Origin of the sequence: Streptosporangium amethystogenes (assembly GCF_000721075.1) — a bacterium.
Taxonomy (GTDB): Bacteria; Actinomycetota; Actinomycetes; order Streptosporangiales; family Streptosporangiaceae; genus Streptosporangium; species Streptosporangium amethystogenes.
The window spans coordinates 1-20,628 of the sequence record NZ_JOEQ01000052.1; the positions used below are offsets into that span (position 1 = coordinate 1).

Annotated in this window: 19 protein-coding genes and 1 rRNA gene; 7 read left to right on the forward strand and 13 right to left on the reverse strand. The window is 69.1% G+C overall.

Annotated features, from left to right (window positions below):
- A 5S ribosomal RNA gene (gene rrf, locus IG98_RS55020) occupies window positions 1-66 on the forward strand; the annotation flags it as partial.
- Window positions 67-246: 180 nt separating this feature from the next.
- Here rrf and IG98_RS0140320 read toward each other — a convergent pair.
- Window positions 247-1,035 (reverse strand): PhzF family phenazine biosynthesis protein, encoded by a 789-nt coding sequence (locus IG98_RS0140320; protein ID WP_030925172.1) that lies wholly within the window; start codon window positions 1,033-1,035, stop codon window positions 247-249.
- A 206-nt stretch (window positions 1,036-1,241) separates the two neighbouring features.
- Here IG98_RS0140320 and IG98_RS0140325 point away from each other — a divergent pair, with 206 nt between their 5' ends.
- Window positions 1,242-1,628, forward strand: coding sequence for a cell division protein SepF (locus tag IG98_RS0140325; RefSeq protein WP_030925173.1), 387 nt, complete (start codon window positions 1,242-1,244; stop codon window positions 1,626-1,628).
- A 118-nt stretch (window positions 1,629-1,746) separates the two neighbouring features.
- On the opposite strand, the gene IG98_RS0140330 is transcribed toward IG98_RS0140325, so the two are convergent.
- From IG98_RS0140330 to IG98_RS0140370, 9 genes are all read right to left on the reverse strand, one after another.
- Window positions 1,747-3,141, reverse strand: coding sequence for a hypothetical protein (locus IG98_RS0140330; protein ID WP_245651920.1), 1,395 nt, complete (start codon window positions 3,139-3,141; stop codon window positions 1,747-1,749).
- Window positions 3,142-3,284: 143 nt separating this feature from the next.
- Window positions 3,285-5,027 (reverse strand): arginine--tRNA ligase, encoded by a 1,743-nt coding sequence (gene argS, locus IG98_RS0140335; protein WP_030925176.1) that lies wholly within the window; start codon window positions 5,025-5,027, stop codon window positions 3,285-3,287.
- The gene (locus IG98_RS0140340) at window positions 5,024-7,402 is read right to left on the reverse strand and encodes an HAD-IC family P-type ATPase (protein ID WP_051753551.1); all 2,379 of its coding nucleotides are present in this window, start codon (window positions 7,400-7,402) and stop codon (window positions 5,024-5,026) included. The genes argS and IG98_RS0140340 overlap by 4 nt, the downstream gene beginning before the upstream one ends.
- Before the next feature lie 159 nt (window positions 7,403-7,561).
- Window positions 7,562-8,569: a phosphate acyltransferase PlsX gene (gene plsX, locus IG98_RS0140345; RefSeq protein WP_051753552.1), complete on the reverse strand. Its 1,008-nt coding sequence runs from the start codon at window positions 8,567-8,569 to the stop codon at window positions 7,562-7,564.
- A gap of 99 nt (window positions 8,570-8,668) precedes the next feature.
- A complete protein-coding gene (locus IG98_RS0140350) occupies window positions 8,669-9,241 on the reverse strand; it encodes a DUF1707 SHOCT-like domain-containing protein (protein WP_030925182.1) in 573 nt (190 codons plus the stop codon).
- An 87-nt stretch (window positions 9,242-9,328) separates the two neighbouring features.
- The gene (locus IG98_RS0140355; RefSeq protein ID WP_030925184.1) at window positions 9,329-9,508 is read right to left on the reverse strand and encodes a hypothetical protein; all 180 of its coding nucleotides are present in this window, start codon (window positions 9,506-9,508) and stop codon (window positions 9,329-9,331) included.
- A gap of 187 nt (window positions 9,509-9,695) precedes the next feature.
- Window positions 9,696-10,217, reverse strand: a complete 522-nt coding sequence (locus tag IG98_RS0140360) for a YbhB/YbcL family Raf kinase inhibitor-like protein (RefSeq protein ID WP_030925187.1) — start codon at window positions 10,215-10,217, stop codon at window positions 9,696-9,698.
- A 53-nt stretch (window positions 10,218-10,270) separates the two neighbouring features.
- A complete protein-coding gene (locus IG98_RS0140365; protein ID WP_211264318.1) occupies window positions 10,271-11,116 on the reverse strand; it encodes an ABC transporter ATP-binding protein in 846 nt (281 codons plus the stop codon).
- The gene (locus IG98_RS0140370) at window positions 11,109-12,038 is read right to left on the reverse strand and encodes an ABC transporter permease (RefSeq protein WP_030925191.1); all 930 of its coding nucleotides are present in this window, start codon (window positions 12,036-12,038) and stop codon (window positions 11,109-11,111) included. Before IG98_RS0140370 ends, IG98_RS0140365 begins: the two co-directional genes overlap by 8 nt.
- 501 nt (window positions 12,039-12,539) lie before the next feature.
- On the opposite strand from IG98_RS0140370, the gene IG98_RS0140375 reads away from it, so the two are divergent.
- The 5 genes from IG98_RS0140375 (at window position 12,540) to IG98_RS0140395 (ending at window position 18,193) form a co-directional block, all read left to right on the forward strand.
- Window positions 12,540-14,171 carry a peptide ABC transporter substrate-binding protein gene (locus tag IG98_RS0140375; protein ID WP_030925193.1) on the forward strand — a complete coding sequence of 544 codons (1,632 nt, stop codon included), beginning with the start codon at window positions 12,540-12,542 and terminating at the stop codon, window positions 14,169-14,171.
- Window positions 14,172-14,286: 115 nt separating this feature from the next.
- A complete protein-coding gene (locus IG98_RS0140380; RefSeq protein WP_030925195.1) occupies window positions 14,287-15,225 on the forward strand; it encodes an ABC transporter permease in 939 nt (312 codons plus the stop codon).
- Complete coding sequence (locus IG98_RS0140385) at window positions 15,218-16,150, forward strand: ABC transporter permease (protein ID WP_030925198.1); 933 nt, start codon at window positions 15,218-15,220, stop codon at window positions 16,148-16,150. The genes IG98_RS0140380 and IG98_RS0140385 overlap by 8 nt, the downstream gene beginning before the upstream one ends.
- A gap of 8 nt (window positions 16,151-16,158) precedes the next feature.
- The gene (locus tag IG98_RS0140390; RefSeq protein ID WP_281178599.1) at window positions 16,159-17,196 is read left to right on the forward strand and encodes an ABC transporter ATP-binding protein; all 1,038 of its coding nucleotides are present in this window, start codon (window positions 16,159-16,161) and stop codon (window positions 17,194-17,196) included.
- Window positions 17,180-18,193, forward strand: coding sequence for an ABC transporter ATP-binding protein (locus IG98_RS0140395; RefSeq protein WP_030925211.1), 1,014 nt, complete (start codon window positions 17,180-17,182; stop codon window positions 18,191-18,193). The genes IG98_RS0140390 and IG98_RS0140395 overlap by 17 nt, the downstream gene beginning before the upstream one ends.
- Window positions 18,194-18,280: 87 nt before the next feature.
- Here the strand turns inward: IG98_RS0140395 and IG98_RS52890 are convergent, their stop codons facing one another.
- From IG98_RS52890 to IG98_RS0140410, 3 genes are all read right to left on the reverse strand, one after another.
- Window positions 18,281-18,829 carry a hypothetical protein gene (locus tag IG98_RS52890; RefSeq protein ID WP_051753553.1) on the reverse strand — a complete coding sequence of 183 codons (549 nt, stop codon included), beginning with the start codon at window positions 18,827-18,829 and terminating at the stop codon, window positions 18,281-18,283.
- A 129-nt stretch (window positions 18,830-18,958) separates the two neighbouring features.
- Complete coding sequence (locus IG98_RS0140405) at window positions 18,959-20,146, reverse strand: lipid-transfer protein (protein WP_030925214.1); 1,188 nt, start codon at window positions 20,144-20,146, stop codon at window positions 18,959-18,961.
- Entirely contained in the window at window positions 20,143-20,583 is a 441-nt protein-coding gene (locus IG98_RS0140410) for a Zn-ribbon domain-containing OB-fold protein (protein WP_030925217.1), read from the reverse strand. Before IG98_RS0140410 ends, IG98_RS0140405 begins: the two co-directional genes overlap by 4 nt.
- Window positions 20,584-20,628 lie beyond the last annotated feature (45 nt).

Consider the following 20,628-nt stretch of genomic DNA (forward strand, 5'->3'; position numbering starts at 1 on the left):
GTTAAGCTCTTCAGCGCCGATGGTACTGCACCGGGGACGGTGTGGGAGAGTAGGTCACCGCCGGACAATCTTTCATATGAGGGCCCTCACCTTTCGGTGGGGGCCTTCGTGCTTTCCGAGGGGGTTCCGGAAGGGGCTTACCGGGGCTCCCGCCAGTCGGTGGGAGCCTTTCTGTTTTGACGACTTCATGGGGACCGGGAGCCACCGGCCGGCCAGAGGCCACGGATCCGAGGAAGGGGACAGGATCTAGGCGTGGAGCTCGCCGGAGAGCACGGTCACCGCGCGTCCCGCCAGCTCCACCCGGTCGCCCCGTACGGTCGTGCGGACCACGCCTCCGCGCTGCGACAGCTGGGCACCCACCAGGCTGTCGGAACCGAGCCTGGCCGACCAGTAGGGAGCGAGCGCGCAGTGGGCGGAGCCCGTCACCGGGTCCTCAGGAACTCCGACGCGGGGGGCGAAGAAGCGGGAGACGTAGTCGGCGCCCTGTCTGGATGCCCGAGCCGTCACGATGACTCCCCGCACGTCGACGGCCTCCAGGGCGCGGAAGTCCGGGGCCGCGGCGAGCACGGCGTCCTCGGACTCGACCTCGATGAGATAATCCCAAACATTTTTTCCTCCCCAAACAGGTTTAACTCCGAGCGCATCGATCAGTCCTCCGGGAAGGGGCGTCTCTTGGAGTACTTTTGCCGGGAAATCCATGCTGATTAAACCTGATTTATCCCTGGTCACGGACAGGATTCCACTCTTCGTTGAGAATTCGAGGGTTTCTGGGACCGTTCCCGTGGAATACAGCACATGCGCCGTAGCCAGGGTGGCATGCCCACAGAGGGTCACCTCGGTCATCGGCGTGAACCAACGGAGCGAGTACGGTCCGCCGTCCTCCGCTTCGAGCAGGAAGGCTGTCTCGGAGTGCCGCATCTCCGCCGCGACGGACTGCATCCAGGTGTCAGGGACTGGATTGCCGAGTACGCAGACCCCGGCAGGGTTACCCTTGAAAAATTCATCGGTAAACGAATCGACCGTGTAGACGAGCATGACGCGATGCTAGCGGCGCTGGAGATATCAGTTGAAGTCGAGTCAGGGGATCGGGCAAAGTCAGGGATCGGGCAGACCAGTGCGGTAGCCGTACAAAGTGGAAATAAGCGCTGGGCGTGTCGCATGGCGAACTTCAATTCGTCGGTTACCGTCCAAGATGTAGGGACAGGCCGGGTACGGCGTGGTCCTGGCGAAAGGACGAGCCGATGGGGGCAGTGCGCAAGGTGGCAAGCTACCTTGGTCTGGGCGGGGCCGAGCAGTATGACGAGTCCTACGACTATGAGGATGAGGTCGAGGGCGAGGACTGGCAGTCTGCCTCGGAGCGCGCGGCCAAGCGCTGGCACGCGATGAACGAGCCCTCACGAATCGTGATGCTCACCCCGATGAAGTACAACGACGCACCGGTCATCGGACAACACTTTCGCGAGGGTCAGACGGTCATCATGGACGTCAGCGGGATGAGCACCGCCGAGGCCACGAGGATGGTCGACTTCGTCGCCGGGCTGGCGTACGGCTGCGAAGGGCGTATCGAGCGGATCGCGGAGAAGGTCTTCCTACTGGCCCCTGCCGAGGTGGAGATCACCAACGGGTGATCCGGCGGCGGCCTGGATGTGCGGGGTCCGAGAGATCGGCCCCGCCACGGTCGTGCGGCCGAGCGGGCGGCACGTCGGCGGTGCGGGGGCGGCGAGAACGCCCGGTGAACGGAGCCGGTCAGCCCGCCCGGGGACCCCTGCGGAGCAGCCGGGTGAGTTCGGCCAGGTCGGAGGCCGCTGTCTTGATCCGGCCCTCCGACTCGCGAGCGTGGTCATGCAGGGCCCATACCGCACCCTGAGCGAGCTCCCTGAGCTCGGACAGCTGTTTGACGACGTATTCGGCGTCCGCCCGTTCACGCCTGCGCCTGCGCCACAGCAGGTAGCCGCCCGCCGCGGCCGGTAGCGGCGCGAGCAGCGCGAGCGGAAGGACGGGCAGGACCAGCGCGACCACCAGGATCACCGGGGCGAGGGCGAGTAGCCCGTAGGCCGCCCAGGGCCGGCCGCGGACCGGCGTGCCCTCGGTGACGATGCGTTCCTCGGCGGCGCCCAGCGAATCGGGGTCCGGTCCCTCGGGGCGGAGTGTCACGCGGTGGCCGAGGATCGGCATGGTGACCGACTCGGGAGCCTCGGCCTGGGTGGCCTCGGCGAGCTTCTCCGCCGCGGACCGCACGATGGGCGCGGCCACATGCAGCGCGATCGCGGCCAGGTAAGGATGGGAGCCCGGGTGCAGATCGCTGAGAAGGTGGCTGGTGAGCGGTCTCATCGGCCTCTCGGGGGTGCCGGAACCCATCAGCTGGCGGAGCACGGTCAGCGGCTCGTCCTCGCTCCACACGACCGTCGCCTCGCCGGAGCGGTCGGTCTGCGCGGCCTCAAGGAGCGCGAGATCACCCAGGCCGGTTCCGGTCCCGTCGCCCGCTCCGGGGGCGTTCTCGCGGGTCGGGGCGCTCTCCCGGGCCGAGGTGATCTCGGCGCAGCGGTCGCGCAGGTGGGCCAGCCTGGCGGCGGCCTGTACCGGAACGGCGAGCTCCGGGAGTTCGGCGAGTTCCGCGAACCCGGCCAGAGCCGGTGACACGACGGTCGAGGGCTCGTCGGGGATCAGGGCGCGCAACCACAGGTCGGGCTCGGATGCCGGGGACGCGGCCACCGCGTCGAGTCTGCGGAGAACGAAGATCTTTCCCGCCGGGCCGTACGCCCCGCGGGCGGCGGCGAGCCAGAGAGCCCGCTGGCCGTGGGTCACCGGGCGGTCCAGGGACAGGTCCCCGAAGGCGCTGCCGAGCCAGGAGGCGTGGATGCGGTCGCCCTGGCCGGCGACGGCGAGTGCGAGGCAGAGGAAGAGCGCGGTCCGCCGCTCGTCGCGCTGGGCGGCGCGGGCCAGAGGTTCGAGCGCCTCCTCGCCGCGCATGAGCAACACCAGGGCCTCGATGGCCGGAGCCAGCCAGTGGTCGGACATGTCCGCGAAACCGGTCGGCAGCTCGCCGGGGACGGTGCCGGTGGCCAGGTCGGTGAGGAGCGCATCGGCACAGCGGTGCAGCTCTGTCCCGGCCTGCGGATTCGCGGTCAGGTCCGTGCTCAAGGCAGAGAACTCCCCGAAGTTGTGACCGATGACCGCGCCAGCGTATTGCGCTTCGGACATCCCCGCGGGGAGGCGCGCCGAACATGACTTTGCCAGATGATCGCCTTTGATTTCCCAATAAAGACGATCATCTGGTGGACAGGTTACATGCGCTCGGGCACGGGGACGCCGAGAAGGCCCAGGCCGGCCTCCATGACCTTCAGGGTGAGCGCGCACAGGGCGAGCCGCGAGGCACGGGTGGCGGCCTCGACGTCGTCCTTCAGCACCGGGCAGTTCTCGAAGAACGTGGTGAAGGCGCTCGCCGTGTCGAAGAGGTAGGAGGCCAGCTTGTGCGGCGCCGAGTTCTCCGCCATCTCCTCGACCACCGAGCCGAAGCGGAGAAGCTGGAGTGCCAGTGCGCGCTCGGCCGGGTGGCCCAGCACGATGGGGCCGGTCGTCTCGGCCGGGGTCACCCCGCCCCTGCGGAAGATGGAACGGATGCGGGCCTGGGCGTACTGCAGGTAGGGGCCGGTGTTGCCGGTCAGGGCGAGCATGCGGTCAAAGTCGAAGACGTACTCGCTGTCGTGGCTGACCGACAGGTCGGCGTACTTGACCGCGCCCATACCGACGGCGTGTGCGATCTTCTCGCGCTCCGCGTCGTCGTACTCGCGATCCTGGATCACTCCGGCGGCCCTGGTCTCGGCCTCGTCGAGCAGTTCCAGGAGCTTGACCGACTGTCCGCTCCTGGTCTTGAACATCTTGCCGTCGGAGCCCAGCACGCTGCCGATCTGGATGTGCTCGGCCCTGACGTGGTCGGGCAGCCAGCCCGCCATCCTGGCCGAGTCGAACACCATCGACATGTGCAGCGCCTGGGTCGCGCCGATCACGTAGAGGATGCGGTCGGCCTTGAGGTCCTGGACCCGGTAGCGGATCGTGGCCATGTCGGTGGTGCCGTAGCCGTACCCGCCGTCGCTCTTGCGGATCATCAGGGGGAGCGGCTGGCCCTCGCGGCCGGTGTAGCCGGGCGGGAAGACGCAGAGTGCGCCGTCACTGAGCACGGCGATGCCGCGCTCCTGCAGCTCGTCACAGACCTGGGCGAGCACGTGGTTGTACATGCTCTCGCCGGCGATGTCCTCGTTGGTCAGCGTCACGCCGAGCTGGACGTAGACCTTGTTGAAGTAGCGGACCGTGGCGTCCATGAAGATGTGCCACAGGCGCATCGTCTCGGGCTCTTCGGCCTGCAGGGTGACGACCCGGGTGCGGGCCCGCCTGTTGAACTCGGGGTCGGTGTCGAACTTCACCCGGGCCGCCTGGTAGTAGGCGTTGCCCTCGCCGGCCTCCAGCTGGGCGACGGCGGCCTCCTCGCCGATGTCCAGCAGGTGTTCGATGAGCATGCCGAACGGCGTGCCCCAGTCACCGAGGTGGTTCTGCCGGATGACCCTGTTGCCCAGGTGCTCGTGGACCCGGGCGAGCGCGTCGCCCACGATCGTCGTGCGCAGGTGGCCGACGTGCATCTCCTTGGCCGCGTTGGGCGCGGAGTAGTCGATCACGATGGTCTGCGGCGAGGCGGACACGCCCACGCCGGCGCGCGGGTCGGTGTGGATCTCCGAGACCTGTGCCGTGATCCAGTCGTCGGAGAGGGTCAGGTTGAGGAAGCCGGGGCCACTGACCTCGACGGTGCCGGGGAACGGGTCGTCGGCCCGCCCGGTGAGGTGCTCGGCGATCTCCTGGGCGACCTCCCGCGGGGCCCGTCGCAGTCGCTTGCTCAGACTCATCGCCACGTTCGCCTGGTAGTCGGCGAACTGCGAGGGACGGATCAGCGGGTCTGCGTCGGAGTATTCGGCACCGAAGGCCGCGGCCAGCGCCTGCTGGACGCGTTCGGTGAGGGCGAATTGCGGGTCGGTCATGTTCCAAGGGTAGCGGTTGACCGATCCTGAACCGATTGGATATCACCCTGGCCGGGCCTGGTACGGCGGGATCGCATGACCGCGAAGACGCCGGTCAGCACGGCCCCCGCGGCGACGCCGAGCCCGGCCGCGACTCCGCCCGAGGCGACGTCGCGGAGGGTGAGCGCGAAGAACTCGCGGGTGAACGGGATGGCGAGGGTGAGGGCGAACAGTCCGGCCATGGAGCCCACGAGCGCGACCCGCCACCAGACGTACGGGCGGGCGATGAGGGCCAGCACCCACCAGGCGGCGACGAACAGCGTGATCACCGCCGAGGTGCGGCTCTCCGCCAGGGTGGCGGCCCCGCTCTGGGCGATCCAGTACGACAGGTAGACGGCGGTGGCGCAGATGATCCCGGCGGGGACCGCCAGCCGGAGCACGCGTGGTACGAAGCCGCTCCTGGCGCGCTCGTTGCTCGGCGCGAGCGCGAGGAAGAACGCGGGGACGCCGATCGTCAGCGCGTTGATCAGTGTGGAGTGCCGGGGGGCGAACGGGAAGGCGAGCCCGGTGACCCCGGTGATCAGGGAGAGCACGATCGCGTAGAAGGTCTTGGTGAGGAAGAGGCCGGCGACCCGTTCGATGTTGGCCAGCACCCGCCTGCCCTCGCCCACCACGGAGGGCAGGCCGGCGAAGCTGTCGTTCATCAGTACGATCTGGGCGACCGCCCGGGTGGCGCCGCTGCCGGAGCCCATCGCCACGCCGAGGTCGGCGTCCTTGAGCGCGAGCACGTCGTTGACGCCGTCGCCGGTCATCGCGACCGTGTGCCCGCGGGACTGGAGCGCGCCGACGAACAGCCGTTTCTGGTGCGGGCTGACCCGGCCGAAGACGGTGTTGGCCTCCATGATCTCGGCGAGCTTCTCGGGGTTGTCGTCCGGCAGGGTACGGGCGTCCACCGCGCGCTCCCCACCGGGGATGCCGACAGAGGTGGCGATGGCCGACACCGACTCGGGGTTGTCGCCGGAGATGACCTTGACGGTGACGCCCTGTTCGGCGAAGTAGGCGAGGGTCTCGGCCGCCTCGGGACGAACGCGCTGCCTGAGCACGACGATGGCCGCGGCCTCGACGGTGCCGAGGTCGTCGGGGTCGCGCAGCGAGGCGACCCTCCCCAGGGCGAGCACCCGCAGACCGGTGGCGGCGAGGGCCCCTGCCTCGGTGTACGCCGGGGTGCCGGGAGGCAGGAGGACGTCGGGGGCGCCCAGGACCCAGCAGCCGTGCCCGTCGAACCCGGCACCGCTCCACTTGCGGGCCGAGGAGAAGGGGATCTTGGCGGCGACGGTCCAGCCTGGGGAGTCGGGGTAGCGGGTCTGGATGGCCCGGGCCGTGGGGTTGGGGTCGGGGTCGAGGTTGGCCAGCGCGCCCAGCGCCTCGGGCACGGGCAGGTCGTCGCGGAGCCTGCGGACCTCACCGAGCTCCATGCCGCCCGAGGTGAGCGTGCCGGTCTTGTCGAGGCAGAGAGTGTCGACCCGGGCCAGGATCTCGATCGCGGGGAGCTCCTGGACCAGGCAGCGGCGCCTGCCCAGCCGGATCACGCCGACGGCGAAGGCGATGCTGGTCATCAGGACCAGGCCCTCGGGGATCATGGTGACGATGCCCGCGACCGTGCTGGTGACCGCCTCGCCGATGCCGGTCCGCCTGCTGACCTGGCTCCAGGTGAGCAGGGCACCGATCGGGATGACCAGCCAGGTCACGTACTTGATGAACCGGGTGATGCCGTCGCGCAGCTCCGAGTGGGACAGGCTGAACGCGCTGGCCTCCTCGGCGAGTCTGGCCGCGTAGGCGTCACCGCCCACCCTGGTCGCGATGTAGGAGCCCCGGCCGGCGACCACGAAGCTGCCGGACAGGACCTCGTCGCCCGGCAGCTTGTGCACCGGGTCGGCCTCGCCGGTGAGCAGGGACTCGTCCGCCTCCAGCCCGTCGGAGTCAACGGTCTCGCCGTCGACCAGCAGCTGGTCGCCGGGCGCGAGCAGGACGAGGTCGCCGAGCACCACCTGCCGGGGCGGGATCGCGGTCTCCGAGCCGTCCCTGCGGACCTTGACCGGAGCCTCGTTGACGATCGCGAGCCGGTCGAGGGTGCGCTTGGCGCGGAGCTCCTGGACGATGCCGATGCCCGCGTTGGCCACGATCACCAGGCCGAAGAGGCCGTCCTTCCACTCCCCGAAGATCATGATCAGCACCCAGAGCACGCCGATCACCCCGTTGAAGAGGGTGAGGACGTTGGCCCTGAAGATCGCCGAGACCGATCTGCTCGATCGGCGCCTGATGTCGTTGACCTGCCCGAGGGCCACGCGCTCGGCGACCTCCGCCGAGGTCAGCCCGCGCTGTGTCACCTGCTCCACACGGCCCCCTGCCGATCGACTGGGACTCAAGGGTACGCGGGGTCGGAGAATTCGGTGGAATACGTCACCTGATGCGCCGCAAATATCACCGCAGGTTGGTGGCGTGTTCGCGGAGGGTCACCGGGGGCGGCGCGGGTGCTGGACGGGGTTCGTGACACGTCACCAGAGGCGATGCGGGCGGGGGACGGCGGCGAGGCGCTCGCCGATGCGGTTCACCACGCCCTCGTGGGCCAGCTTGGCCGCGAGCACGCAGGCGGCACTCACCCCCTTGGCGTGTGAGGCGCCGTGCGCGATGACCACGGTGCCGTTCAGTCCGAGCAGCACGGCCCCGCCGTGGACCTCGGGGTCGAGCCGCCGGTAAAGCTCCCTGATGCGTCTCTTCTGCAGCAGACCGCCCACCCTGGCCGTCCGGCTCTCCCTGACCGTCTCACGGAGCTCGGCGAAGGCGTAGCGGACGCTGCCCTCCATGGTCTTGAGCGCCACGTTGCCGGTGAATCCGTCGGCGACGATGACGTCCACGGTACGGGTGAGCAGGTCGTGGCCCTCGACGTTGCCCGAGAAGTCGAGGCCGGGGGCGGCCGACAGCAGTTCGTGGGCACGCTTGACGAGCTTGTTGCCCTTCTCCGGCTCGCTGCCGATGGTCAGCAGGCCGATCCTGGGGTTCTCGATGCCCAGGGCCGTCTCGGCGTAGGCGGCGCCGAGGTGCGCGAACTGCACCAGCATCTCGGGTTTGACCTCGGAGTTCGCCCCGGCGTCCAGCAGGATGGTCGGGGTGGGTCTGGTCGGCAGGGCGACGGCGATGGCGGGCCTGAGCACGCCGGGCTGGCCGCGGAGCCGGAGCTTTCCGGTGGCCACGATCCCGGCGGTGGACCCGGCGGAGACCACGGCGCAGGCGTCACCCCGCCGGACGAGGTGGCAGGCGACGGCGATGCTGGAGCGCGGGCGGCGCAGGCTGGCGAGGGCACCCTCGTCCATGGCCAGCGCCTCCTCGGCCCGGACGATCGGGATCTCGGCGGTCGCGTCGTGGTCGGAGAGCGCCTCGGACAGCGGGCGGGGGGCGCCGACGAGCACAATGGAGATCCCGTGCTCTCGCACCGCCCGCACGGCTCCCGCCACGATCTCGTCGGGGGCGTGGTCACCGCCCATCGCGTCAAGGGCGATCGGCATGGTGCCGGGAGCATTGGTCTCAGGCAAGCGGTCACCTCGTGCGGGATGGTTTGTCCGCATCGTAGGCGGCCCCGGGACCGGAATGTTCCGCCGGGGGGATCAGGGAGTGCCGGGGAGATTCCAGTCGGTTCTCTCCCGGGAAACGATGATCTTCCCGAAGGTGGCCCGGCCGACGACCCGGATGACCGGGGAGCCCTCGCCGCCCCGGCCACCCGAGACGTGTCTCTTGGCGAACATGCCGCTGACCTCGTCGATGACGTGGGCGTTCTCCGGAACCCTGACGATCAGCTTGCCGCAGAGGGAGTTGACCTCCAGGGTGATCTCCCGGCCGGGGAGCACGGCCTCGGACAGGTCGACGATCAACGCGCCGAAGGTGGCGCTCAGCGTGGTGTGCCGCCCGGCGAGCCAGCGCCCGCCACGCACGACCTTGCTGAAGACGGCCCCGACCTGCTGCCGCTCGGTGGCGGATTCGCGGCCGGAGGCCACGACGTCGGGCAGGTCGCCGGTGAGGGGGGCGAGTTCGTCCACGGTGACGGCGCGGTAGGCGATGTCCAGGCGGTCGGCGTGCTCGACGCTGGTCAGGCGGCCGGTGGCGAGCGCCTCGCCCAGCACCGCGGCCACGCGGTCGCGATCGGCGTCGGAGGCGCGCAGAACGGGGTGATGAGACGTCATGACGCGAGTGTACGACTACTTAAGATATATCGCGAGACCTGTCCGACGTCTGTGGCGGCGGGGAGACCGGTTGGTCTCCCCGCCGTCTCAGCGACCCGGGCGTCGCACGGAGGTGCGGCGGGCGATCTCAGCTTGGAGCCTGGCCATCTGCCAGTGCAGCTCGATGAGCTGCTCGGTGAGCTGGAGACGTGGAATCTCTGATGGGTCCTCGACGGACAGGTGGTCGATCGCGGTGGACAGCTCTCGCATCGCGCGCCCCCACTCCATGACGGCTTCCTTGGATCGAAACAACGTTCGAATCATACCGGAACACCGAACACGCTGTCAGTCCATTGCCTCCTGTGTCACGCCCTGTCGACCGGCCCCGTTTCCGCACGTGCCATGTCGTTGCGGGTCAGCGGCTACAAGCGGGTGATCGCCCCAGGTCAACCGGGAGCACGCGCGGAATACCGGGTCAGCTTTCGTACTCGGGGACGACGTATCCGCGGGCCAGAGTGTGGGCGGTGATGTTGAAACCCAGCACGGCGGCCGAGGCGTCGGCGCCGAGGCCGAGCTTCTCCACGTCGAGGGCGTGCACCGCGAAGATGTAGCGGTGCGGATGTCCGGGAGGCGGCGCGGCGCCGCCGTAGGCGGTGATGCCGTAGTCGTTGCGGCCGTGCACGCCCACACCGCCGTCACCGGCCCCCGCGCCGGCGTCCAGCTCGGTCACCTCCGCGGGGATGTCGAACAGCAGCCAGTGCCAGAACCCGCTGCCGGTGGGCGCGTCGGGGTCGAAGCAGGTCACGGCGTAGCTGAGCGTGCCCTCGGGCGCGCCGGACCAGCGCAGCTGGGGCGAGACGTTCTGGCCCTCGAATCCCCAGTCGTTGAACACCTGGGCCGCTGCCAGGCGCTCTCCGTCGCGCACGTCGTCGCTTTCGACGGTCAGCGTGGGAACCTGGGGCAGGAAGTCATACGGAATCGGTGGCCTGGTGGACACGATTCACCTCCGATGGGAGCGTCTTTTCGGTCGCTCCTCATCTTGCCCGGCGATCAGACCTTGTTGTAGGCGGCGAGGACCGTCTGCGGGTCGCCGTCCATCTTGATTTTGCCCTTGTGCAACCAGATGACCCGGTTGCAGGTCTCCTCGATCACGTCGAGGTTGTGGGCGACCAGGAAAACGGTGCCGGCCTCGTCGCGCATCTTCTTGATCCGGTCCTGGCTCTTGCGCCGGAACTCGCGGTCGCCGGTGGCCAGCGCCTCGTCGATGAGCAGCACGTCGTGGGACCTGGCCGAGGCGATGGCGAAGCGGAGCCTGGCGCCCATGCCCGAGGAGTAGGTGGACATGGGGAACTGGACAAACTCCCCGATGCCGGAGAAGTCGACGATGTCGTCGTACTTCTCCTTGACCTGCGCGGGGTTCATGCCCATCGCGTAGCAGCCGAGCACGATGTTGCGCTCGCCGGTGAGCTCGCGCATCAGCGCGGCGTTGACGCCGAGCAGGGAGGGCTGGCCGTTGGTGTAGACGGCGCCGGAGTGCGGCGGCAGCAGCCCGGCGATGGCGCGCAGCATGGTGGACTTGCCGGAGCCGTTGCGGCCGATGATGCCGATGGCGTCGCCGTGACGGGCCACGAAGGAGACGCCGCGCACGGCGTGCACCTCCTTCATCTGCGGCCGTCCCTGGCGCTTGACGAGGCGCATCAGGGCGTTGACCGCGTTGCCCTTCTCGGTGTCGCTGGCCGCGCCGTAGACCCGGTAGATGATGTGCAGGTCGTCCACGATGACCGTGGGGGTGCCCTCCTTGGCGGGCTCGGGGTTGGGATGCACCCTGACGTCCGTGCTGGGCACGGCGGGCTCCTCGGCCTTCACTCGGGACAGCTCCTCGGTCAACTCAGCCACGGCCGTACTTCTCCTCGGCTCGCCAGAAGTACCAGAAGCCGCCGAGCAGAGCGAACAATGCCCAGAATACGCAGACCGCCCAGATGTAGGGCCGGGCCGGGTGGGTCTGCATGAGCAGGTCCCGCATGAGCTCGATGTACGCGGCGGCCGGGTTGAAGTACATGATGTCGGCGACCCACTGGGGGAGACCGGCGCCGTTGGGGCCCACGACCCGGTCCTCGATGGAGAAGAAGACTCCGGAGGCGTAGAGCCAGGTGCGCATGATGAAGGGCAGCAGCTGGTTCAGGTCGCGGGCGGTGGAGCCGACCCGGGCGAGCACCAGGCTGGCGCCGACGTTGAACATCGTCTGCAGCGCCAGGGCGACCGGGATCAGCAGCCACAGCAGGGTGACAGGCTCCTGGGTGAGCAGCACCAGGCCGAGCAGCACGCCCATCGAGATCAGCAGCTGCTGGAACTCCTGGATCGTGTAGGCCAGCGGGAGCGCGGCGCGCGGGAAGTGCAGGGCCCGGATCAGCGACAGGTTGCCGGAGATCGCCTTGGCGCCGCCGCTCACCGAGCGCTGCGTGTAGGTGAAGACGAACATCCCGGTGATCAGGAAGGCCGGGTAGTTGTCGATGCCCTTGCTGGCGCCCAGGATCACGCCGAACATCAGGAAGTAGATCGCGGCGTTCAACAGCGGGGTGAGGACCTGCCAGAGCTGGCCCAGGGCTGAGTTGCTGTACTTCGAGACGTTGCGCGAGGTCGCGTACGTCATGACGAAATGTCGTCGTTCCCACAGTTGGCGTAGGTAGACGAGCAGACTCGGGCGTGCGATGGCACGCCGAAGTCCGTAACGCGCGGCGAGCTTGGCCAGCGGCTCTGGGGTGCCGTTACTCGGGCCGCCCGCCTGGGCGTCCGCGATCGCGGATTCCGGCTGGCTCATGGCAAGGACTCTATTGGATGTGGGTGGATGAAGCGCCTGCGGCGGCGTCCTGCCGCACACATTGGACGGGATCTCCGGGAAAGAGGTTCCAGGGTAATTGTGTGTTCCGCCTACGAGCGACCGGCTCTTTCGCGCCCCGGCCAGAGTGGGCCCAGCTCGGGGGCAGGGAAAGGCAATGGATGCGAGCACTGTCGGCATGCAGGTAGTTTGGCCTGACCGTTATTGACATATGTATCCCTGCATGTCCTCTTTAGGGGCGTCTGGGATCTTGGCTTCGTCGAGTTGGCGGACATACAACGCCGAACCGGTTCATGCGTGACCGAACTGCAACATCACAGATGCGAATCGGTGTGGAGTGGTGCGGAACAGCCGCGGCCGGCCGGTGTGATGTCAGTGCCCGGACCGGGGCGGCGGGAGGCAGGGACCACAAGATCCTCCTGCGTGCTGCCCGGAGGGGGATCTCCGTGTCGACGCGAGCCTGAAAAAGGAGGATGTACCGCAATGCGCGTTACCAAGGGGGCGCGGCTCACCGCCGGCGCCGCGCTACTCGCCCTCGCGCTGGCCGCGTGCGGCAACTCGGCGTCCTCGGGCGGCGGTACGGCCTCGGGTGATCTGCCGGTCCGGATGGAGCTCGGCGAGCCGCAGAAGCTCTTCCACCCCGGTGACACCACCGAGTCCGAGGGGGCGGAGGTCCTGGCCGCGGTCTTCGCGCCGCTGGTCGGCTACGACGAGAACAAGCAGGCCGTGGACGAGGTCGCCGAGTCGATCGAGTCGAAGGACAACAGGGTGTGGACGGTCAGCCTCAAGCCCGGCTACACCTGGCACGACGGTGCGAAGCTGACCGCGCAGAACTACGTCGACGCGTGGAACTACGCGGCCAACCAGGACAACGCGCAGAGCGCCAACGGCTTCTTCAGCCGGATCGACGGCTGGGCCGACCTGAATCCGGGTGAGGGCAAGACCGTCTCCACCAAGGAGATGAAGGGCCTGAAGGTCGTCGACGAGAGCACCTTCAGGGTCACCCTCAGCAAGCCGTTCTCCCAGTTCAAGACCATGCTGGGCTACACGGCGTTCTACCCGCTGCCCAAGGTGGCCTTCGGCGCCGACGGCAGGATCACCGAGGAGTACGCCAGGAAGCCGATCGGCCAGGGCTACTTCCAGTTCGACAAGCCGTTCAACAAGGGCACCGACCAGTCGATCGACCTCACCCGGTACGACAGGTTCCCCGGGAAGAAGCCGAAGTTCACCAAGCTTCAGTTCAAGCTCTACACGAGCTCGGAGACCGCGTTCAACGACCTGGCCGCGGGCAACCTCGACATCCACGACTCGCTGCCCCCGTCCGCGATCGCCAGGGCCAAGTCGGAGTTCGGCGAGCGCTACCTGGACCAGGCGGACGCCGGTGTCGCCTACATCGGCTTCCCCATGCAGTACAACAAGACGTACGCGAACGTGAAGGTCCGCGAGGCCATCTCGATGGCCATCGACCGCGAGACCATCGCCGACAAGGTCTTCTCCGGCACACGGGCCCCGGCGGACGACTTCATCAACCCGCTGCTCGACGGGTACCGCGCCGGCGCCTGCGCGGTCTGCGTCTACGACCCGCTCAAGGCAGGCGAGCAGTACACCGCCAACAACGGCCCCAAGACCCTGGAGCTGGGCTACAACTCCGACGGCCCGCACAAGGAGTGGATCGAGGCCGTCGCCAACAGCCTCCGCGCCAACCTGGGCGTCGAGGTGAAGGTCAAGCCGTTCGAGAAGTTCGCCGGGATCCTCGACGAGCTCGACGAGAAGACCTACGGCGGCATGTTCCGCATGGGCTGGGCGATCGACTACCCCTCGGCGGAGAACTACCTGACCCCGCTCTTCTCCACCATCGCCATCAAGACCGGTTCCAACTACGCCGGCTGGTCGAACCAGGAGTTCGACGCGCTCCTCGCCAAGGGCGACTCCGCCCGGACGCAGGAGGAGGGCCTGAAGTTCTACCAGCAGGCCGACGACATCCTGATCAGGGAGATGCCCTACATCCCGGTGTACTTCTACCGGACCAACGGTGCGTTCTCCCAGAACGTCAAGGGCGTGAAGATCGATCTGCTCAACCAGATCAAGTGGACCGAGGTCGAGAAGGCCGGCTGACGACCGGCTGAGGGCCGGGCGGGAGCCCGGCCCCACCGGCAGCCAGGGGTGATCTCACCGCACCGCGCGACCCGCCGGTCCGCGAGATCGCCCCCGGCACGTACGGGAGGCTTGAATGAGCCGCTACATTCTGAGGCGCCTGATCCAGGCGATACCGGTCCTGCTGGGCGCCACCCTGCTCATCTACGCCATCGTCTTCGCGCTGCCCGGTGACCCCATCGCGGCGCTGGCGGGCGAGAAGCGCATGGACCCCGACATCGTCGACGTCCTGCGCGAGCAGTACCACCTGAACGATCCGTTCCTGGTGCAGTACTGGCACTACATCGTCGGCCTGCTGGGCGGCGACTTCGGCACCACCTTCGCCGGCGTCGGGGTCGGCGACATCATGGCCGGCAAGTTCCAGGTGACCATCAACCTGGCGGTGACCGCCCTGGTGATGGAGGCGGTCATCGGCGTGGGCCTCGGCCTGTACGCCGCGCTGCGTCACGGCGGGGCAGGCGACTCGCTGATCCTCGCCGCCACGCTGGTGCTGATCTCGGTGCCCGTTCTGGTCACCGGCTTCGTGCTCCAGTTGCTGCTGGGCGTGCGGCTCAAGCAGGCCGGGATCGACCTCTTCCCCGTCGCGGGCGTGTCGGAGGGCTGGCGCGGCTACCTGCTGCCCGGCTTCGTGCTCGCCGGGACGTCGATCGCCTACCTCACCCGGCTCACCAGGAACAGCCTGGTGGAGATCATGCGTACCGACTACATCCGCACCGCGGTGGCCAAGGGCCTGCCCAGGAGCCGGGTCGTCGGCCGGCACGCGCTGCGCAACGCGCTGATCCCGCTGATCACCTACCTCGGTGCCGACCTCGGCGCGTTGATGGGCGGTGCGGTGATCACCGAGACGATCTTCAACCTGCCGGGAATCGGCCAGCAGCTGTTCAGTTCCGTCTACCTGCGCGAGCAGCCGGTGGTCGTCGGCATCGTGACGGTGCTGGTGCTGATCTACATCCTGGCCAACCTGGTCGTCGACCTGCTCTACGCCGTGCTCGACCCGAGGATCCGCTATGAGTGACACCCTTGCCCCGGCCGAAAGGCCCCAGAACGGCGGAGTGGGAGGGCACCCGGGGGCTTCCAGGCCGCCAAAGGCCGCGAGCCTGTGGAGCGACGCCTGGTACGACCTGCGCCGCCGGCCGCTCTTCGTCGGCTCGGCGGTCCTCATCGGCGTCCTGGTGGCCATGGCGGTGTTCCCCTCGCTGTTCACCTCGGTGAACCCGTTCGACGCCGCGACCTGCGACCTGGCCCAGGCCAGGCAGGGCATGAGCGCCGCGCACCGGTTCGGCACCGACAACCTGGGCTGCGACGTCTACTCCCGCGTCGTCTACGGCGCCCGTAACTCGCTGGTCATCGGCCTGAGCACCACGGTCGTCACCGCGCTGCTGGGCGGTCTGCTCGGCCTCCTCGCCGGGTTCAGGGGCGGTGCGCTGGACACGCTGCTCTCCCGGATCACGGAGATCTTCTTCGCGATCCCGTCGATCCTCGGTGCCCTGCTCATCCTGGCGATCTTCCGCACCGGCAACGTGTGGACGGTCATGCTCGCGCTGGCGGTGCTGGCCTGGCCGCTGACGTACCGGATCATGCGGGCGGCGGTGATCACCGCCAAGGGGCAGGACTACGTGCTCGCGGCGCGGGCGCTCGGCGCCTCCGCGCCGAGGATCATGTTCCGGCACATCCTGCCGAACGCGGTCGCCTCGGTGATCGTGGTCGCCACGATCAACCTGGGCACCTTCATCGCCGCCGAGGCCGGTCTGTCGTTCCTCGGGGTGGGCCTGCGTTCGCCGGACATCTCCTGGGGCCTCATGATCTCCGACGCCAGGGAGCGTTTCCTGGAGGCTCCGTGGCCGCTGCTGTTCCCGGCACTGTTCCTGAGCCTGACGGTGCTGGCCTTCATCATGCTGGGCGACGCCGTCCGCGACGCCCTCGACCCGAAGCTGCGGTAGGGGGACCCGTGAAGAAGACCTCGACACCGATGGTTCCGGCCGGCCGGGCTCCCGGCGGCGAGCCGCTGCTCGTCGTAGACGACCTGCACGTGGAGTTCACCACCAGGCAGGGCGTGGTCAGAGCGGTCAACGGGGTCAGCTACTCGCTGAACCCCGGGGAGACGCTCGCCGTGCTCGGCGAGTCGGGCTCGGGCAAGTCGGTGACCGCACAGGCCATCATGGGCATCCTCGACACACCACCGGCCCGCGTTTCCAGAGGGGAGATCCGCTTCCGGGGCACCGACCTGCTCAGGCTGCCCGAGGAGGCCCGCTCCCGGATCCGCGGCCGGCGGATCGCGATGATCTTCCAGGACGCGCTCTCCGCGCTGAACCCGGTGTTCACCGTCGGTTTCCAGATCGGCGAGATGTTCCGGGTGCACCGTGGGGCCTCCAGACGCGACGCGGAGAAGAAGGCGATCGAGCTGATGGACCGGGTCCGCATCCCCGGTGCCAGGCAGCGGGTGCACGACTATCCGCACCAGTTCTCCGGGGGGATGCGCCAGCGCATCATGATCGCGATGTCGATCGCGCTCGACCCGGAGGTGCTGATCGCCGACGAGCCGACCACGGCCCTCGACGTGACGGTGCAGGCCCAGATCATGGAGCTGCTGGCCGAACTGCGGCGCGAGAGCGACATGGGCCTGATCCTGATCACCCACGACCTCGGCGTGGTGGCGGACGTCGCCGACAGGATCGCGGTCATGTACGGCGGGCGGATCGTGGAGAAGGCCCCGGTACACGACATCTACCGGACGCCCGCCCACCCGTACGCCAAGGGCCTGCTCGACTCGGTTCCCAGGGTCGACCAGAAGGGGCAGGAGCTTTTCGCCATCAAGGGCATGCCGCCGAACCTCCTCGACATGCCCTCGGGCTGTTCCTTCCACCCTCGGTGTCCCTACCGCCAGGACGACTGCGTCACCGACGCGCCCCCGCTGTACGAGATCGGCCCCACGCGTGCCAGCGCGTGTCACTACTGGAGGGAGGTCCTCGATGGCAGCCATGGGTGAGCCGATCCTTGAGGTTCGTGACCTGGTCAAGTACTTCCCGCTGACCCGGGGCATCGTCGTGCGCAAGCAGATCGGCGCGATCAGGGCGGTCGACGGGGTCTCCTTCGACCTGCGCCGGGGCGAGACGCTCGGCATCGTGGGGGAGTCGGGCTGCGGCAAGTCCACGCTGGCCAAGCTCCTGATGGCGCTGGAACGGCCCACCTCGGGATCGGTGAGGATCAACGGCAGGGAGGTCGCCCGGGCCAGGGGCGGCGAGCTCAAGCGGGTCCGCCGCAACATCCAGATGGTCATGCAGGACCCCTACACCTCGCTGAACCCCCGGATGACCGTGGGCGACATCGTCGGCGAGCCGTTCGAGATCCACCGGGACGTGGCCCCCAAGGGCGACCGGCGCCGCAGGGTGCGGGAACTCCTGGAGGTCGTGGGGCTGGACCCCGACCATGTCAACCGCTACCCGCACCAGTTCTCCGGCGGCCAGCGCCAGCGCATCGGCATCGCCCGAGGGCTCGCGCTCCGGCCGGAGATCATCGTGTGCGACGAGCCGGTCTCCGCGCTGGACGTGTCGATCCAGGCGCAGGTCGTCAATCTGCTGGCACGGCTGCAGGACGAGTTCGGCCTCGCCTATGTCTTCATCGCCCACGACCTGTCGGTGGTCCGGCACATCTCCGACCGGGTCGGAGTGATGTATCTGGGGAAGATGGTCGAGCTCGGCAAGGAGACCGAGATCTACGACCGGCCCACCCATCCCTACACCCAGGCGCTGCTGTCGGCCGTGCCGGTGCCCAACCCGGAGGGGCGGGAGCGGCGCGAGCGGATCATCCTCCACGGTGACCCGCCGTCCCCGGCCGATCCGCCGTCGGGCTGCCGATTCCGTACGCGGTGCTGGAAGGCGGCGGAGATCTGCGCCGTCGAGGAGCCGCCGCTGCGGATCCGGCCGGGCACCGGGCACGCGAGCGCCTGCCACTTCGCCGAGACCCGCGACGTGACACCCGCGTAGCAGGGTCGGGGAAAGCGGAGGGCGCGGTCCCCACATGGAGATGTGGGGACCGCGCCCTTTCTGTCTCACCGCAGGTTTTCGGCCCGACTAGAGGATGTCGACGCCGACGCCACCGATGCCGACGAGGCCGCCGATGCCGACGCCGTGGCCGACACCGCTGCCGCTGCTGACGATGTTGCCGCCGCCGCCGATGGTGTTGCCGCCACGGCCCCCGCCGAAGACGCCGCCGCCGCCGAGGACGCCCCCGCCGTAGACGCCGCCGCCGTAGACGCCCCCGCCGTAGATCCCGCCGCCGTAGACGCCGCCGCAGCCGGCCCCGTAGACGCCGCCACCGTAGATCCCGCCGCCGTAGACGCCGCCGCAGCCGGCCGCGTAGACGCCGCCACCGCAGACGCCGCTGCTGTAGACGGTGGTGGGCACCGCGACCACGGCGGCGGTCGGGCAGGCGACGGCGAGCGGCGCGCTGACGACGCCGACGCCGCAGCAGTCGGCCTTGGCGGACTTGGCCTTGACCACGGACTTGGTCGCGGCCTTGGTGGTGGAGGTGGTGGAGGACGTGGACGCGGAAGCGGCCACGGCCGGTGCGAGGACGGCGATGCCGACGCACGCGGAAGTGATGAGAAGACGACGAATCATGTGTGGTTCCCCCTGGAAGGAAATCGCGGCAGTGTCTGGGGCCTCTGGAACGGACCGTCTGCGCGCGGCTACTCAAAGTAACGGGAGTGAGACTATCCAGCGACATGCTTTAAGGAGGGTCAAGAATGGTCAGCTTGTGGCAATGATCGAAGAGCCGTGGCCGAACAGACCCTGGTTGATCGCCAGCCCGATCCGGGCGCCTTCCACCTGCCGGGCTCCCGCCACGCCCCTCAACTGCCAGGTCAGCTCGCAGACCTGGGCGATGGCCTGGGCGGGGACCGCCTCGCCGAAGGAGGCCAGCCCGCCGGAGGGATTCACCGGGATCCGGCCGCCGAGCGCGGTGTCTCCGGCGCGCAGCAGCTTCGCGGCCTCGCCCCGCGCGCAGAGGCCGAGGTCCTCGACCCAGTCGAGCTCCAGCGCGGTGGACAGGTCGTACACCTCGGCGAACGACAGGTCGTCAGGGCCCAGGGCCGCCTCCTCGTAGGCGGCGTGGGCGATGGCGGCGCGGAACGGGCGCTCGGGGGGCGGCACCGCCGCGGTGGAGTCGGTGGCGAAGTCCGGTAGTTCGAGCACGGTGCTGGGGAAGGACGGCGTCACCGTGGAGACGGCCGCGAGCCGTACCGGGCGGCTCGCGCCGTGGCGGCGGGCGAACTCCGCGGAGGCCAGGACCAGCGCGGCGCCGCCGTCGGAGGTGGCGCAGATGTCCATCAACCGCAGTGGGTCGGCCACCAGGGGGGAGGCGAGCACCTGCGCGGCGGTGACGGTTTTGCGGTAGCGGGCGTTCTCGTTCGCCGAGCCGGCCAGCGCGTTCTTCACCTTGACGGCGGCGAAGTCCTCGGCGGTGTCGCCGTACAGGGCCATCCGCCTGCGCGCGTAGAGCGCGAAGTACGCCGGGTTGGTGGCGCCGAGCAGCCGGAACCTGAGCCAGTCGGGATCGTCGGGTCGGTCGCCGCCCACCGGCGCGAAGAACCCCTTCGGTGTGGAGTCGGCGCCGACGACCAGCGCCACGTCGCAGAGGCCGGCCAGGATGCGGGTCCTGGCGATGTCCAGCGCCTGCGCGCCCGAGGCGCACGCCGCGTAGCACGAGGCGATGCGCGCCCCGTTCCAGCCCATGGCCTGGGCGAAGGTGGCACCGGCGACGAATCCCGGATAGCCGTTCCTGATGGTGTCGGCGCCCACCACGAACCGCACGTCCGTCCACTCCAGACCCGCGTCGCGCAGCGCGGCCCTGGCCGCCGCCACCCCGTACTCGACGAAGGGCCGCCCCCACTTGCCCCAGGGGTGCATTCCCGCGCCGAGGATGACGACGTCGCTCATGAACTCTCCCCGTTCTGCCGCTCCGCTGTGGCGCCGGGGGCGCCCCACATCCAGACCAGCGGGCCGTCGGCGAGCGGGCCCGTGGTCAGTTCGAGCTCCATGCCCACCCGCAGGTCGTCCACCGTGAGGTCCTTGACCTGGCCGAGTACGACGATCCCGGTCCCCGCCAGCTCCACCGCCGCGAGGGTGACGGGAACATAGGGATCGGCGGTCACGAACGGGGCGGGTGGCGGGTAGCAGGAGTTGGTGTAGGACCACACGGTGCCCCGGCGCGGCAGGCGCGTCTCCGCCAGGTCCTCGCCGTCGCAGTACGGGTTGCGGCAGAAGCCCGTGCGGGGCGGGAAGTAGACGGTCCGGCAGTCCGCGCAGCGGGTGCCGAGCAGGTGCGCGGTGCCGCCGTCCACGGTGAACCAGCCGTTGATCACGGGTGCGGTCATAGGGCCAATATGACACAAGCGCTTGCTAGGTAACATCCCCCCTTC